Source organism: Halorussus litoreus, assembly GCF_003382685.1.
Lineage (GTDB): Archaea > Halobacteriota > Halobacteria > Halobacteriales > Haladaptataceae > Halorussus > Halorussus litoreus.
Window position 1 is genome coordinate 104,142 of the sequence record NZ_QLVG01000002.1, and the last position, 15,601, is coordinate 119,742.

The following is a 15,601-nucleotide window of genomic DNA, read 5'->3' on the forward strand; positions in this document are numbered from 1 at the left end:
TCTCGTTGCGTTCGTTTCGTTCGTTCTATTCGTTTCTCGAAGGGTGCCACCAAGAGCTTGTCCTGACCTATCGCAAGGTGGGTGAATTGGCAAAAACAGAGGCTTAATCCACCAAATCCACCATTGACCGTAGTTCAGATTCCATCTCCGTCATCTGATCCGACACCCAATGGAACCGCTCCTCTATCCCCTCGTCAGTAAACCGGAGTGACGCTCGTACGTCACGATTCCGATCATGTTGGATGAGGGCAAGAGCGTACGCGAGCAACTGAGGTCGATAGTGTTCCGCGAGCCCATCCGATGTCGTAGCTGAGAGGTCGTTGGTCTTGTAGTCGATAATGTGGAATGCGTCCGGCGTGACGAGCAGCCGGTCAATGTCACCGACAATCCGCGACTCATCGATTCGAGCGACAACAGAGTACTCGTCGTAAACCCCCTGAAGCTCGGTATCAGACTCGATGCGATCAACAAATTCGACTGCATCAGCAGCGTGGTTGACAGCATCACGGAGGTCCGATTCTGACGGCTCCTCACCAGCCATCCGACTCAAACGACGGATCAGGGTGGTCCACTCGTCTCTCGGTGGACGAAGTTCGTTGATCCGGTGGACGACCGTCCCAAACGTCGTTGGACTCAGGCCGGCCGACTCCTCACGCTGAGAGTAACTGTGACCGTCTGGAGACGCATCCGCCACCGCATTCACGAGGGTCGTAGCCGCGATCCGTTTCGCCGGCGATAACGACGGCGGTGAAGGAATCGAGATCTCCGGCGCTGAATCAACAGCGTCGTCGTCGGTGTACCAGTCTACTGGGCGCGGCGGCCTGCGAACAGTATAGCTGGCTCCATCTATCTCACCACGGGCTTGTCCGTCACGAACCGCCTCGGCGACGAGTGCTCCGTCGAGGAGGGGTGGCTGTAACCAGTCGCGCCACCGGTCTGCGTCGTCGAAGGCTGCAGGCTCGCCGAGTTCGATTGTACCAGACTCGTCGACATCGATGTCGTGCGTGCCGCAGAGAAGGAGGTGATCCCGCATTCGTGTACACGCTACGTAGAGGAGGCGTTTCGACTCCGCCCGCTCCTGTGGACGCGACCGTCGGTCGGCGTACTCGTGGACGGCCGTCTTCTCGATGGAGAACGCATCGCCCGGATTCGGCCCGCCGACCGCCGGGACCGGCGGCGCGTCATCAGTTCCGTCCACGAGTCGAACATAGCCATGGTCGTCGACGGACCGACCGAAGTTGAGATCACTCCCGAGATCGGGTACCGTGACGATCGGGAACTCGAGTCCCTTCGCGGAATGGATCGTCATAATCCGGACGCCCTCAGCGTCACCCGGAATATCTGCCTCCCCCTCACGAGGGTCGATCTCGGCTTGGCGGTCGATCCGGTGGAGCAACCCGGCAGCTGTGTGAACACCATTCTCGCTCCAAGTACGGACCTGGTCGCGGAACTTCTCGACGTTCGCGACGGCCTGTCGACCGCGTTCATCTGCACTCACACTTGCCAGATACCCGGTGTCGTCGATCACCCGGGACAGCAGGCGGTTCCACGGGAGGACGCCATCTTCGGACGGCGTCGCACAGCCGCTGAGAGTCCGCCACGTGGTGAGGAGGTCGAACGCGTCCGCGAGCTGTGGATCGTCCGTCTCGGCGAGCGCGTCCCACACTGAATCAGCCTCTGCGACCGCCGGTGCGAGGCGATCATCCGCGAATCCGAACAGCGGCGACCGAAGCACCCCGTAGAGGGAGACGTCGTCCTGTGGATCACCGAGTACTCGAAGCAGGTTCGTAAGCGCCTGGACCTCAGGCGTATCGTAGAACCCGACGCCACCGACGACAGTGTAGGGGATGTCGTACTCCTCGAGGGCGCGCTGATACCGATCCAAATGGGTTCGCCGGCGGAGGAGGATTGCCGTGTCGTCCGGCGTAGCGTCGCGATGAGCACCCGTGTCAGGGTCTTGGACTTGCGGCGGATCGTCGAACAGGTGGGTCAGTCGAGCAGCGAGCGCTTGCGCCTCGGCCTCGATGGTGTGGTCCAGCGCACCTTCGGCGACCGGATGGTCGTCGCCGAAGAGCTCTGCCGCCGTGTCAGCGTCGTCGGGGACAGCGAGATACTCGACACTCCCGGTCAGTCCCTCGATGTCCTCGATACGGTCGCGTTGTGTGGTCAACTCCTGCGGTGGCGCTTCGTGGGGTTCGTGGCTGTCACCCTCCGGCTGGAACAGGTACTCGAAGAGCTCGTTCAGGAACGACAGCGGCTCATCCAGCGTCCGGAAGTTCCCGGACAGTTCGAGTGCCGTCGGACTCTCGGCCTCGCTGTCGGGGACATCGTCGACCCCACGGGCTTCATTAACGGCCTGGAGTTCCGCTCTTGCCGCCCCGAACGTCGTAACGTCGGCCCCACGGAATCCGTAGATACTCTGTTTCTCGTCGCCGACCAGGAAGACGTTCGACGCCGTCTGCTCGTCGACGCCCGTGAGGAGATTGACTAACTCCCACTGTCGCGGGTCCGTGTCCTGGAACTCGTCGACCATCACGGCCGCAAACTGCTCTCGTAACCGCTCCGTGACGGCATCGTTCGTTCGCAAGAACTCAAGGGTGGTCTCGATCACGTCGGGGAAGTCGAGCGTATCGCGACGCTCCTTCTCGTCGGCGTAGGCGGCGAGGACGTCATCGAAGACCCGTATCAGAGCCAGCGCGTAATGGGCGCTGTTTACTTCGAGCTCACCGGGCGTCGTCTCGACTGCATCCGCGTGCGGTTCGACGCCCGCGATGACCACGTCGATGGCGTCCTTTAGATCGTCGTAGACGTCACCGTACTCACCCCAATCGTCCCGGTCACCAACGACGTACCCCGAACTGCTGTACAGGCCACCGTTCTTCTTCTCACAGGCCTCGTATAGCTCGAGGATTGCCCGCTGACAGTCGCGGGGATCGCTTTCCTGGGGATCGTCAGGGAGTGTCGTCGAGACCTCGGTGAAGGTCCGGTAGGCCCGAAGACCGTCCTCGTCGACGATGGCGCTCTCGCGGTCGACGCGGCCCGCGACGGTGTGTAGCTGCTCGAGGAGTCCGTCCGCATACAGCGTCTGCCGAGCGTCGGCAACGTCGAGATCGCAGACGACCTCCCAGCAGATATCGACGTAGTCATCGACATCGGCGTCACGCCACGCCTTGAGGACGGACTCGCTCTGGGGGCGCTCGTCGAGTAATCCAGCGAGTACATCGACCAACTGGTCGCGATCCCAGAGCTGGGCAAGGAGCGCAACATCGTCATCGTCCTGATTGCGTTCAAGGAACTCCGTCACGACTTCGCGCTGGAGTGTCGCTGCACCGTCTTCGTCGAGAACATCGAAGCCGAGTGGAACCGGAGCCTCAACGGCTCGTTCTCGCAAGAGCCGGGTACAGAACGCGTGAATGGTGTGGACGTAGCCGTCCTCCAGGTCGTCAAGGACGTTTCGCCAGTGGTTGTAGGCCTCTGGTGAGTCGACAGCATTGAGCCGGTCGTACACCTCCTCCCGAACGCGCTCGGTCAGTTCGGCAGCCGCCTTTCGCGTGAAGGTGATCGTGACGATGTTCTCCGGCGTGAGCGACGGGTTTTCGGCCAGGATCGTCACGTACCGCTCGGTGAGTGTTGTCGTCTTCCCCGTCCCAGCACCGGCAGTGATCGCGACGTTCCGGCCCTGGACGAGCGCGTCCTCCTGTTCATCTGTGAGCTGAATCTCCTCGGGGTCCTCAGTCATCGCTCATCACCGCCTCGATGTCCTCGTCGTCGCGAACACGGAGCGGAACATACGCTGCATCGTCCTTGTGAACCTCGTCGACGAACTCCCGCTTGCGGTGATGGCGGACATCGCACGCCCGACGGTAGTCACAGTATCGGCAGTTCGCTCCGCGGGCGGACAGAAGCGTCGTGTGGAACCGTCCGTTGCCGATCGCCTCGTCGATCTGGCCCAACCACTCCGGAACGACATCGTTCAGGAACCGGCGGAGTGCGACCTCTGAATCGAACTTCGATTCGACGCCGCGTGGAACCTTGAGGTCGTTTGGCGGTCGCACCTGATAGTACGTCGCCGAGAGCGAGCCCTGTTCGAAGAGATCACCGTCGACGACCTCGGCGGCAGCGAGCAGATAGATGGGGAGTTGGAACTTCGTGCCGCCGGTCGTCTTCGTCATATACGGTACTCGACCAGTTTTGTAGTCGTAGAGCGTGAGTGTCGGTTGTTCGCCACCCGGGCTCACGTCAACGCGGTCGATGTATCCCCGAATCGAGACAGTCGAGCCGTCCGGTCGCTCAACTGTGAACGGCCCAGCATCCGAGTCGGGAAGTCCCTCGCCGAACGGGGCTTCGAACAGGTGTGGGCGGGCGGTGCCGTCCCGCGAGAGTTCGTTGTCGAGGAAGGTAGCGAACAACCCCTGTTCCGGTGCGTCGTGGGGTTTGCTCCCGGCCTCGTACGGAGCACTCTCGCCGTCACCCAGGCCCGCGAACAGCTCCGCCTTCCACCGTTCGTAGAACAGGCCGTCGTACTCGAAGTCAGCATCCCGGAGTTCTTCGACGGCAATCTCGCGAAGGTGCGTCGCCAGGTCGTCCCGGTCGAAGTTTGTGAGATCGACACCATCCTCCGTCTCGTACTGCAGATCCGCGAAAAACCGTTCGAGGACGTCGTGGACGTACGATCCGGTTTCGAGGGGCGTAGGGACGACCTCGACGTCGTCGGGATCCTCGATTCCGAGCACTTCGTCGGCGTAGAACTTGAACCCACACTCGACGTATCGCTCGATGCGACTCGCGCTGTAGGGTTCCCGCTCCGACAGAGGGTATACCTCATCGACTGTCTCGGGATCCAACACGCCGTCGTGGTCGGAGAGGCCAGCCGTTCCCCTGTTGGCCGCACAGTGGAGTCCCCGATCCGTGCGCTTCGTCTGCTCGGGGGAGAGATCACCTCGGTCGCCGGCGCGGCTGACTGCCGCACGCCGGTCGTCCGTTGCAGCGACGTGCCGCTGCAGGTCTTCGCGGGATCCCACGCGGTCGTCGACGCCGCCTTCGGGTTCGATGCCGGTCACGCGCTGGAGTTCGTCGAGGACCGGCGACCGGACGACGGCGGATTCGTCGTCGCCCGTCTCTGGTGTAGTGATCGTGAGTTCGTCGACGTTCGCGAGGAGCGTCGCGAAGAGATAACGCCCTCGGAGGCGCTCGTCTCCGGTGTCGAATCGTGGATGGGCGTCGGTCATCTCCTCGAAGAAGGCCGGGCGTTCCGGCGTCACCGGGAAGTGCTCGCTCGTCAGTCCCACGAGGAACACCTTCTCGAACGAGCGCATCCGGGCGTCGAGTAGCCCCATCACTTCGACATGGCCGCCGGCAGCGCGCTGTGGAACCCGGATCGGCACACCATCGAACGCCCGGGTGAAGAGTGCCAACGGGGAGAGGTCGCTATTGACTGCCGCCAGCGACTCGAACGAGGAGAGGACCTCGTCCACGAGGTCGTAAGCTCGCTGTTCGACGGCTTGCTCGGCGCCGCTAGCGTAGTCCTCCGTTGCCGCCTCCAAGCCGAACCGGTCGTTCAACAGTCGCCGGAGCGTCTCGGTTGCTCCCTCGATGTCCTCTGTTCTGAGCGAGTCCAGGGTGGCCAGCAGATCCTCGATCAGAGCCGCCGCTTCGTCGTCGACGTCATTGAGCAGAGGTGATACAGAAACAGTATCACGTCGGCGAGCAGCTGCCGTGACAGCGTTGTCTTGGTCGGTGTCAACGACGTCGACCAGTGGATTCGCTAACAGGGATGTGAGGTCCTCCGCCCGCGGATCCAGTTCGGCGAGGTTCAGGAGGTCGTGGACAACGCTCCCGGTGAACGTCCGGTTCAGCTGTGAGGCGGCGGTCGTGACGTGCGGGATGTTGAACGTATCGAATGTGTCCTCGACGTACCCCGAATAGGCCTCGGTTCCCGGGACGACGACGGCCAGGTCGTCGGGGTCACGGCCATCGGCCAACTCGGTTCGGAGCTCGCGAGCGACGAAGCGAATCTCGCGCTCGGGCGTCGGGAGTTCACGCCATCGCAGAGCGTCTGGAGCAGGGACAGTATCCGGATCCGGGCGGTAGAGTGACTCGGTGATCGTTCCGAAGGCCCGCCCTGGCTCGTCGACTGGCTCGAGTTCTACTGTCTCAAAGTCGAGCTCTTCGTAGACCTCCAGGGCATCTTCCGCAACAGCGTCGACTCCGCTACGACCATCCTGATGGAGCGGCAGCAGTGCAATCATCGGAAGTTCGTCGACGAGGCGTTCGATGAGGCGAAGTTCGACGGGGCGGAACTCGTGATACCCGGAGAGGACGACGACATCCAGTTCCGGGGAGAGCGTCGATAGTGACTGGTCCGCCGTCGCGACGGCGTCGAACATCTCTCCTCGGGTACAGACCCACTCATCAACGTAGTCAGCATGGAGGTCCTGATAGTGGCGGTACGCGTCGACAGTAGCTGCCGCGATACGGTCATCGAGGGTTGAGCCCTCGAACTCCGCCGCCAGTGCGTCGACGGTCCCGACGCCGGCGTCATCGAAGAGTGAGAAACGACTACTGAACGAATCCGCGAGAACGGGCGAGGCCGGTTCGCCAGCAAGAGCGCCATCTGTTTTGGCTGTCGTTCTGTCGAGTGCGTACTCCGCCAGGCGGCGGTTCAACTGTCCAGAAAGTGGTTGGACCGGACCGTGGAGATGCTCGTACCACTCACGAACGACCGCATCAAGCGTCTCAGCGCGAAGGCGGAGTGGGTCGTGCGACGCGGCCCAGCTGTCCTCAACCGCACTTCGGCGTGCGTCATTCCGAGTTAGGTAGAGAACACTTCCCAGCGAATCGGTGGCGATATCATCAGCCAATTGAAACGACTTCTGTTCCAATCGGACATGTTTCGGGCCGGTAAGAAGCGTTGAATCCATCGAACACCCCTCACAAAGATATCGGTAACACTTTACTCTTGGTGGTTCCGACAGCTTTGAAAGGAAGTCACCCAGATTGATCCGCAGACTTCGAGGACAGCACGTCGATCTCGATGGAAAGACGCCAGCGGAGGGGGATGCTGAACTAAATAGTGCCAAAAATTACCAATTGTCTAGTAGAAATGGAAAGCATTGATTTTTCGGCAGACCATCCCAACACTATTCAATAATGGATGTGAACGAGGATCCGCCCTTTGCGAACTCTCCTAAACATCTTGACCCTTCTGAGGTTCATCGTCGAGATGAACAACTCCAGCGTGGGAACCACTCACTCGCAAACGCCGACCGCGATGAGATCCTCTCCTCTTTGCTTCAGATCATTCGCGCGAATGGGACTCGCCGGACGCTAACACAGTTCTATGTCCATAATCTACTTTGGATGAGACTGTTGCGAGAGGTTGATCAGAGTCGTGCAAAATCAAATCCGACTGGTTTGGAGCTCTCACCGGAGCAGGATCCTGGTCTCCCACCGCGACTCGTCCAGTTCGGCGTCGGAATTACCCTCCAGACGGATACTGAAACGACCGATCCACAGTCGTTCGAGCAGATTGCGACATATCTCCTCGAACTCAAGAACTGGTACGCTCGGCAGGGCAACTCACACCTCCCGCTCGACTCACCGATGGCGGATCCGTGCTTCGGAATGGTGTGGCGTGAACTCACGACGCTGCGTCACGCAGATGGTTTTCAGATGCTCGACAGAGCGTACCGGGCATACAAACCCTGGGAGCAGGAAATGGAGGAGCTACTCGGCTTTTCCATTGAGGATGCCGTCTACTATACCCGTGAACTCACGGATTGGATCACACCGAAATTAGAGGGACAGGATACGGAGGTCGCAAGGTGGTCGCCGTCATTGCTAGATTTCTCTCAGAAAGCGATTGATCTCACGGACGAGGCGGTATGGGTATCCGACGAGACTCTTGTGGACTGGTGCGACGACAGTCCACGTTTCCAGAACTTCCTCGAACGACTGGCCATCGAACCGGGCACTGTTTCCGGATTTCGAACGCCGGTAGATGTGAATCCACTAGAACGAGCGCCGTTCGTTCGAACTGATGATGAGTACTTGCTTCCGCTTCCCCGTACCGTTCTCTATGCTCTCGCCAACACATTCTACTACGATTTGATCGATTCGGAGTACCAGGGCGAATTTCAGCTGCGGTTCGGTGATTGGCTCGAGGAGTGGACTGAGGACTGTCTCTCGAAGGTCTTCTCGGAAGACGAGATCATTCGGAACTACACCTATGAGTACGACGGAGAGGAAGTGGAGGGTGATATACTGATCCTCCACGACGATGAACCCATTATAATCGAATGTAAGGGAAAGAAGCTCCGCGCCGAGACTCGGAAAGGAAATTTCGGGGGCATCGACGCGATCAAGGAGGACATCGAACGGGGAATCGGGGACGCGTACCACCAGGCTGATCGGCTGGTGACGGGCGTTCAATCTGGCCAGATTACTGAGATCGAAACGTCGGATGGGACGACGATCTGCTTGGAACCCTCCACTCTTGCGGATGCACATCGGTGGCTTGTACTTGGAGAATCGTATGGGTCAATCGCGACTCGAGACTTCGCGAAGATACTGGATATATCGCCTGTCCCGTACGTCTGTGATATCTATGATCTGCAGGTCCTTACAGAGGTTCTTGAGTCCCCGAAGCGACTTCTCCACTACGTCCGGCAACGGACACGTCAAACGACGGTTCAACTCCGGCGTCCTGGTACTCAATATGCGAACTCGAAAACCTTCAGTTCTGATGAGATTGACTACTTAGCCGTCTACAAGCGCAACGGATGGGAGTTCCCTCCGGGTGCTCAACGCATCACTGGGGCTGGGGACAACCTTCGAGAAGACGCCATCGATTCGATAATGGATAGCGGGGAGTTTCGATTCACGTTCTAATTGCTTGGCCTCGACGATCTGGTGTTGAGTGTGTCTTCCCAAACTACTGTTCAGTACTCGCCGCTAATGTTTGGTAAGAAACGGGTGGGTTTCCAGCAGAAGCCTCGGAAATGGTGGAGGTAGCAAAGCATCTGGAACACCGGAATGGTAGTATCAAGGGGTCTCTTTCGCACTCACACAAACCCATACAGACCCACGAAAAATATAAATACTCATAGAGTATGGTAATGGGTACGAGGGGATACAAAGGGTGAATATCGTAATAGACGTGCCCGATTCACTCGTCGGCCGGATGAAACGCGCTGTCGCTGCGGGCAACTACGATGACCCGCAGGAGTTCGTTCGGACGGCAATCGAGAATCAGATCCAGCTCGAAGAGGAGGAGACTTCCCAGGAGGTCAAATCACTCGACGAAGCCCTCAATTCTGTAGAGCCAGAGTCCGAAATAGAAGCATCGCCTGAGGAGACCCAGCCCGACGATTCGGCTCACGAACAGGCGCAAGAGCGCCGGTCCGACGATGCTGCGCCGGCTGATCGGACGAACAAGACAACGCTGTCGCTGGCTCGACACCAGTACGACGACATTCCGACGGTCGCACCGCCCGACGAGTCGCGGTTGGACAAAGGTCCTCTCTGGGGACAGTACAATCGTATTTTCCCCGTCAAGCTTGTCGTTCGGGGATTAGCGAATGCTTTGCTGGACTCGTCCGAGGGGCTCCCCGACGGTCCGTGGCTTGATCTCCAGCCGTTTCAGCGACGCGCCGCGAGGACGGCTCGGAAGATCGGGACTGAAATCGCAACTCACGATGAGCGAGCAGGGCGCAAACGAGGTGAGAAGCTTGCTGCCGCGTTGCCCACAGGTGATGATCCCGACAAATCGATGGATCGATTCGAGACGCATTTCATCGGACGCGTCGAGCATGACGATGAATTAACCGGGGCACTACCGCACCTGTCCTTCGTCGACATCGTTCGAGAAAGCCCCCAGCAAATCGGGCTCACGGACGCTGGCCAGGAGTTTGCAAGCCTCTCGAACCCACTTCTCGATGACGGCGTCGACGCCGACACGTCTCTCTCACAGGAGGAGCGACAGTTCTACATCTCGCACGTACGGGGCGTGCGAGAAGAAGAATATACGGCGATGCAAAAGGTCGCTCAAGCAATCGAAGAGGGAGACAACCGGCCAACGTCGCTGACCGAGCGGGTAGCTTATCTGAATCCGGAGTGGTCGAACTCGCAGGCTGAGACGATTCGCTCTGGCCTCACGAGTCGAATGTACGAGCTGGGACTGGTCGACCGGAGCCAGGTCGGTCAACGAGGTATTGCCTATGAACTAACAGCTGCCGGCGAGACGTTCCGATCCAACGACACAGAATCCACACAACCTCAATAGACTAACACCAATGGCCGATAACGAGACATCCACCCCCGAATCGACGATCGACGCGCTGAGTCCTGGTGATGAGTGGCCGTTCCACTATCGTGGCTACGGGCTGAGCATAAACCAGGACGGCGACATTTGGTGGCAGGCGTATAACGGAACTGACCGCTTCGACCTGGAGCCGGTACCATCCGGCCTCATTACCGAGCTCCTTGAGCTGAAACGGAGCGGCGGCGCGCTACGGGTTACCGAAGGCGGAGCCGTTATCACGCGAATCGAGACCGGAGACGGCAGTTCAGACGCGTACAAGACCGTGTACGTCGGTCAAATGGACCTCGACGGCCGGCTCGTCCCCCGTGATGAACCGGGGCACGCCGTCCCGATCAGTCCGAACGGACTCAATCCCGGCGACCTCTGGAAGAGCGTCTATGATGGAGCGACGTACTCGTTCAGTGGCGAGCGGTTCTGGTGGCAGGACGGCGAAACGAAGCTTCGGCACTCATTTGCCGATACGTTGCCCCAAGAGATCACCGACGAGCTGAAACGGCTGCGGATGAACGGCGGTCGGTTCGTGATCACGCCCTGTGGTGACGTCATCACGCAGATCCCCAACGAGAAAACGCCTCCCGATATCCGAGCGCAATTCCGGGAGCTGTCTCGCCCGGTGAAACGGTTCCTCCAGCTTCGACGCGACCGCGGCAACGTCGATATGGTCCCCGTCTACGTTGGCCATCTCTCCGCTGACGAGCGGCCGATCGAAGTCGAAGAGCCGACCCGGCTGACCGATCCGCTCTCTGAGCAAGAGGAAGCCTCGTTAGAGGCCTGGGTCGCCGCGATGGGGTCCTACGAAGAGAGCGATCTCTCAGAAGACGACCACCGCCGCGACGATCGAGGAGAGGGGTCACGATGAGCGCTGAGGGAAACGGGTCGCTCAGGCAGGAGCCGACCCAGGTCCCGACCGTCAACCGGCGACAGCTGACGGTTGAACCGGGACATCCGTGGCCCTCTGCATATCGCGGTTCGAAATACAGTATCGTTTCGTCCCGGAAGTTCGGTGATGTGGCCCAGTGGAGCCACATGGGCGACATCCAGGCGATGACCGAACGGCCGGGCGGACTCAAAACTGCCCTCACCGAACTCGGGAAAACCAACGGGCGTGGGAGCTTTCGGCTGACCGCTACCGGGGAAGTACTGACAAAAGTCCCAGCTGACCAGTACCAACGGACTTCGCAGGCCCGTGCTAACCGTGGTCATATCCCCGTTTATGTCGGCAAGCTCGATGGCGACTTTGATTTCGAGGAGATCTCCAACGACCCTACGCCACCCAGCGACACAAACGTCGTGGAAATCTGGACGGGCCTCCCGTTCAATCACGGCGAGACTTGGGCGGTTTGTACAGATGATGTGCTCCGATGGAGCTGGCAGGACTACCGCTTTGAATCGGCCTTTGATCATCCGGAACTTGTTGCGGCGTACAAATCTCTCCGTCCAGAGGGCGGGCGGATCTATATCAACGAACACGGTCACATCTGGGGGAATGTCGATCGCGATACAGTCCCCTCAAGCGAACGGGGACGGATCCGCGACGCTTTCGACGAGTGGGAACGAACGGCGTCGAATGCTGAACGCCGACTTGTAACTCGTCGACTGAACCGTACTGAGAGTGAGGCCGCTGCGAACGGTCTCCTCCCCGTGTATCTCGGTCATATTTCACAGTTCGACGGAGGGATCGTTCCGAAACCAGTGGTCACTGACAACAGCTACTTCGGAGACAGTGCGATGGACCCGGATCAGTAGCGCACCTCAAATAATGACTGCCGACTAACATCATGGGACGGCGTTTTCCAACACCGATCTTCGGGATTGAACGCGGACCGGAATGGGTACCGACACTGGTAGAGATCGCTATCGAGAACGACGACGAACTCACTCGAGATCAGTTCGAGGAGCGCTGTCGTGAGCGCTTGCGCAAACCAGACGGCAGCCGGTATTCGCCGAGTTACATCGAACGAACGCTGTCGACGTTCATCCAGATGGGTGTCCTCAGAGAACGCGACGATAAGATCACCGTCTGGGAGTTCGCGCGCCGGTTCCACGACGGCGACATCGAGTATACGGAGTTCCTCTGGCGTGGCATCAAACAGAGCTGGGTTCTCCGGGGTAATTATCCGGAAGGAATTGAGGGGCTCCGGGATGCGCATTACGTCGTTCGACACGCTGATCGGCCGTTACAAGCGGGAGAGATTCGTGAACGGCTGACCGACGAGTTTGGATACGAGTACAACGATGCTGGGATACGCGGCTATCCGGAACTGTTAACCCAGCTCGGTGCGCTCCGGGAAACCGACGACGGCTACGTTCCTGGCCCCAGATCGAGCACCTACGAGGGTCGGTGGCGGGATGTCGACATCTTCCACAACCTCGAACGGTGGATCCATCATCGAGGCCCGACGTTCGATGTCCCAGCTGCTGACATCAAACAGGCGCTCGTAAAGTACTACATGTACCGGGAGTCCGGTGGGTGGGGACGGCACCGCAGCCTGTACAACCGCTTCCTCGACGACTATGTTCGTGAGACGTCGCGTGAGAGCGACGTGGCTCATCCCCAGATTCATCTGTCCGAAGAATACCAGGAGGATGAACGCATTCGAGACACCCTCAGCGAACAAATCAAAGCGAAATTCGATGATATCGACGGCCGCGATCTCGCTGGACTCTATGCCGAGACACTCGAGGACATCCTCGCTGCCGAGACCGAGGCGGAAGCCAAGGACCTCCTCTCAGCGGCGAGCCCCGGTATCTCCCGCCGGGACGTCAGAAATGCGTTTGACGAGGAGAGAGAACCGTACACGTTCCCTGCTGGATTTTCGCTTTACGACTGGCAGTCTGAAGCGATTGACACGTGGTTCGACAACGAGGCCAGCCCATCTGAACGCGGTATCGCGCAGGTGGTGACGGGGGCCGGTAAAACGGTGATGGCGCTTGGTGCTATCGACGAGTGGCTGGACAAGCATCCCGACGGCGTCGTCACGGTTGTTGTGCCGACGAAGGTGTTGATGCACCAGTGGCTCCGCGAATTCCTCGAGAAATTGAACGTCCCTCCGTCGGAGATCGGCTGGGCTGGCGGTGGTCACAAGGACGATCATAGTGACCGTCGCATCATCGTGAGCATCGTCAACTCCGCCGTCAAGGACGATTTCCTGGCCCGGTCGCTCGACGCTGCCGATACCGATGAGCACCTCTTGGTTGCCGATGAGTGCCACCGGTATACGGGGGACGTCCACTCGAAAGTCCTCGAATATCCCAACACAGCGACGATGGGGCTGTCTGCGACCCCGCTGTCGACGATCGATCCGGAGAACGACGAACTCACCGACGACGACGAGTTCCTCCTCGAGAACTTGGGCTCGCTTTTCTACAGGCTGAGTTACGACGAGGGGGTTGACCGCGGCCTCATCTCCGAGTTCACCATCAACTACGTCGGTTTCGAGTTAACGCCGGCCGAACGTCACACCTACGAACAGTTCTCGAAGAAGGTGTCATCTGCCGTTCGGGATATCGAAGCGCGCCACGGCCACCGACTCGCCGAATTGCGGGGGAACTATTCACAGAATCTACAGACGATTCGCGAGTCGACGGACTCGCCGACGCCGGCGATTGCCGACTTCTTCGAGTACACGAAACGGCGGCGTGAGCTGATCGCCGAGGCGGTCTCCCGACAAGCGATCACGCACCGCCTCCTCGAGGACGCAATCGAAGAGGACAAGAAGACGATCGTATTCCAGGAACGAATCAAACACCTGGAGCAGATGGTCGCCCCGTATGATCAGCGGGATGAGAAGACCCAAACGGGCAAGTATGGCTCGAAGGAGAGCGAACGGGCGAGTCTCTACCAGCAGTACGAGGACGAACTCGACGATATCAATCGCGACCTCGAAAACCTGTTTTTCCGTCGCGATTACGCACCCGTGATGTACCACTCCGGGCACCGCAATTCGGAGTGGAACGAGTGGGGGATCGAATGGTTCCGGGACGAAGGGTTTGCGAACGTGATGCTGAGTGTCCAGGCTCTCAAGGAAGGGGTTGACGTCCCCTCGGCAGATGTCGGGATTATTCGTGTCTCGTCTGGAAATGTCCGTGATCGCATCCAGACACTCGGGCGCATCCTACGAACCGGACACGCTCCGGACAAGCCTTCGACGCTATACGTGCTCTATGCCCAGGATACAGTTGACGAACGAATCTTCGAGGAAGTCGACTGGGAGGCCGAAATCGGCGGTACCCATCACTACTACAAGTGGGAGACCAGCGACGAAATCATCAAGGGCGAACTGGAGGGTCCTTCGAAGGAACACGAACCGGACGTCTCTGTGTATCAGCAACCGGAGATCCCCGATCCGTCCGACCTCGAACGTGGGGATCCATATGAGGGGCCTCGTCGTGGGCGGACTGTGAGCGTCGACACGCAGGGACGTCCGTTTCGTGACACAGCCGATGGCCGTCAGTATATCACGACTCCGGAAGTCGAAGAAGTGGCTGAGTACGTCCACCGCCTCCGCGGCGGCGGTCGCATCATCATCAATGATGCCGACCACATGATCACCGTCTCCGATGAGGGGCCGGTCTTTCTTGGAGTTCTCGAGGCCGACTCGCTTGACTACGAAGAACAGACGGAGGACGAGGAGGTTCCCGAAACCTTCGAGGAATTCATGAATGAGGGGGATTGACACATTATATTGGTAGCTGCTGAAATTTCTCAACCACCTATTTTTAGGGAGGACGCAAACACCTCTGGAACGAATGGAGATCTCGTTTCAACACACGAATTCTCTCGCAGGGCACGAATCAACACTCCTGCATGTGTCTACACGGGATGACGATACCTACAGCTATCTTATTGATGCTGGCGAAAGTGTCTCTTCTACAGCGTTTTTGGACACGGATGCCGAGTTGGATGGCGTCTTCCTAACGCACGCCCATACCGACCACTATGCAAGCCTCAGTCAAATTCTCTCGACAGCTTCCGATACGCAACTCTATACGTCACCTGGAACGGCGACTATGTTTGAAGATGTCTACACTGAGGCCGATCGGTACCAAGACCTCGGCGATGTCATCCACATCACAGAAGCACTGACTCCGATCATACTTGGACATCCCTCAATGATGGTGTGTTTGTCCTCCCGGTGCCTGCAGGGCACACGCTAGGCGCAGCCGGCTTTCTCTTCCGAATCGATGATCTACAGAACAATGAAACCGTGACAGTACTCACGACGGGTGACTTCACAACTCGACCAGTCGGGGGGTATCCTAGCTTGACGATCCCCGAAT

General features: G+C 59.1%; 8 protein-coding genes. 6 read left to right on the forward strand and 2 right to left on the reverse strand.

Annotation, left to right across the window (positions count from 1 at the left end):
* Nucleotides 1-103: 103 nt before the first annotated feature.
* Together DPQ64_RS10290 and DPQ64_RS10295 are read right to left on the reverse strand one after the other, a co-directional pair.
* Entirely contained in the window at nucleotides 104-3,739 is a 3,636-nt protein-coding gene (locus DPQ64_RS10290) for a UvrD-helicase domain-containing protein (protein WP_115864254.1), read from the reverse strand.
* Nucleotides 3,732-6,920, reverse strand: a complete 3,189-nt coding sequence (locus DPQ64_RS10295; RefSeq protein WP_232820553.1) for a PD-(D/E)XK nuclease family protein — start codon at nucleotides 6,918-6,920, stop codon at nucleotides 3,732-3,734. The genes DPQ64_RS10290 and DPQ64_RS10295 overlap by 8 nt, the downstream gene beginning before the upstream one ends.
* A 229-nt stretch (nucleotides 6,921-7,149) precedes the next feature.
* On the opposite strand from DPQ64_RS10295, the gene DPQ64_RS10300 reads away from it, so the two are divergent.
* The 6 genes from DPQ64_RS10300 (at nucleotide 7,150) to DPQ64_RS19910 (ending at nucleotide 15,478) form a co-directional block, all read left to right on the forward strand.
* Nucleotides 7,150-8,889, forward strand: a complete 1,740-nt coding sequence (locus DPQ64_RS10300) for a hypothetical protein (protein ID WP_115864255.1) — start codon at nucleotides 7,150-7,152, stop codon at nucleotides 8,887-8,889.
* Nucleotides 8,890-9,139: 250 nt separating this feature from the next.
* Complete coding sequence (locus DPQ64_RS10305; RefSeq protein WP_198662088.1) at nucleotides 9,140-10,282, forward strand: ribbon-helix-helix domain-containing protein; 1,143 nt, start codon at nucleotides 9,140-9,142, stop codon at nucleotides 10,280-10,282.
* A gap of 10 nt (nucleotides 10,283-10,292) precedes the next feature.
* On the forward strand, nucleotides 10,293-11,180 hold the full coding sequence (locus DPQ64_RS10310; protein WP_198662089.1) for a hypothetical protein: 888 nt from the start codon (nucleotides 10,293-10,295) through the stop codon (nucleotides 11,178-11,180).
* The gene (locus DPQ64_RS10315) at nucleotides 11,177-12,067 is read left to right on the forward strand and encodes a hypothetical protein (RefSeq protein WP_115864257.1); all 891 of its coding nucleotides are present in this window, start codon (nucleotides 11,177-11,179) and stop codon (nucleotides 12,065-12,067) included. The genes DPQ64_RS10310 and DPQ64_RS10315 overlap by 4 nt, the downstream gene beginning before the upstream one ends.
* 32 nt (nucleotides 12,068-12,099) lie before the next feature.
* The gene (locus DPQ64_RS10320; RefSeq protein WP_198662090.1) at nucleotides 12,100-14,997 is read left to right on the forward strand and encodes a DEAD/DEAH box helicase; all 2,898 of its coding nucleotides are present in this window, start codon (nucleotides 12,100-12,102) and stop codon (nucleotides 14,995-14,997) included.
* Between the two features lie 73 nt (nucleotides 14,998-15,070).
* Nucleotides 15,071-15,478, forward strand: coding sequence for an MBL fold metallo-hydrolase (locus DPQ64_RS19910; RefSeq protein ID WP_115864258.1), 408 nt, complete (start codon nucleotides 15,071-15,073; stop codon nucleotides 15,476-15,478).
* Nucleotides 15,479-15,601 lie beyond the last annotated feature (123 nt).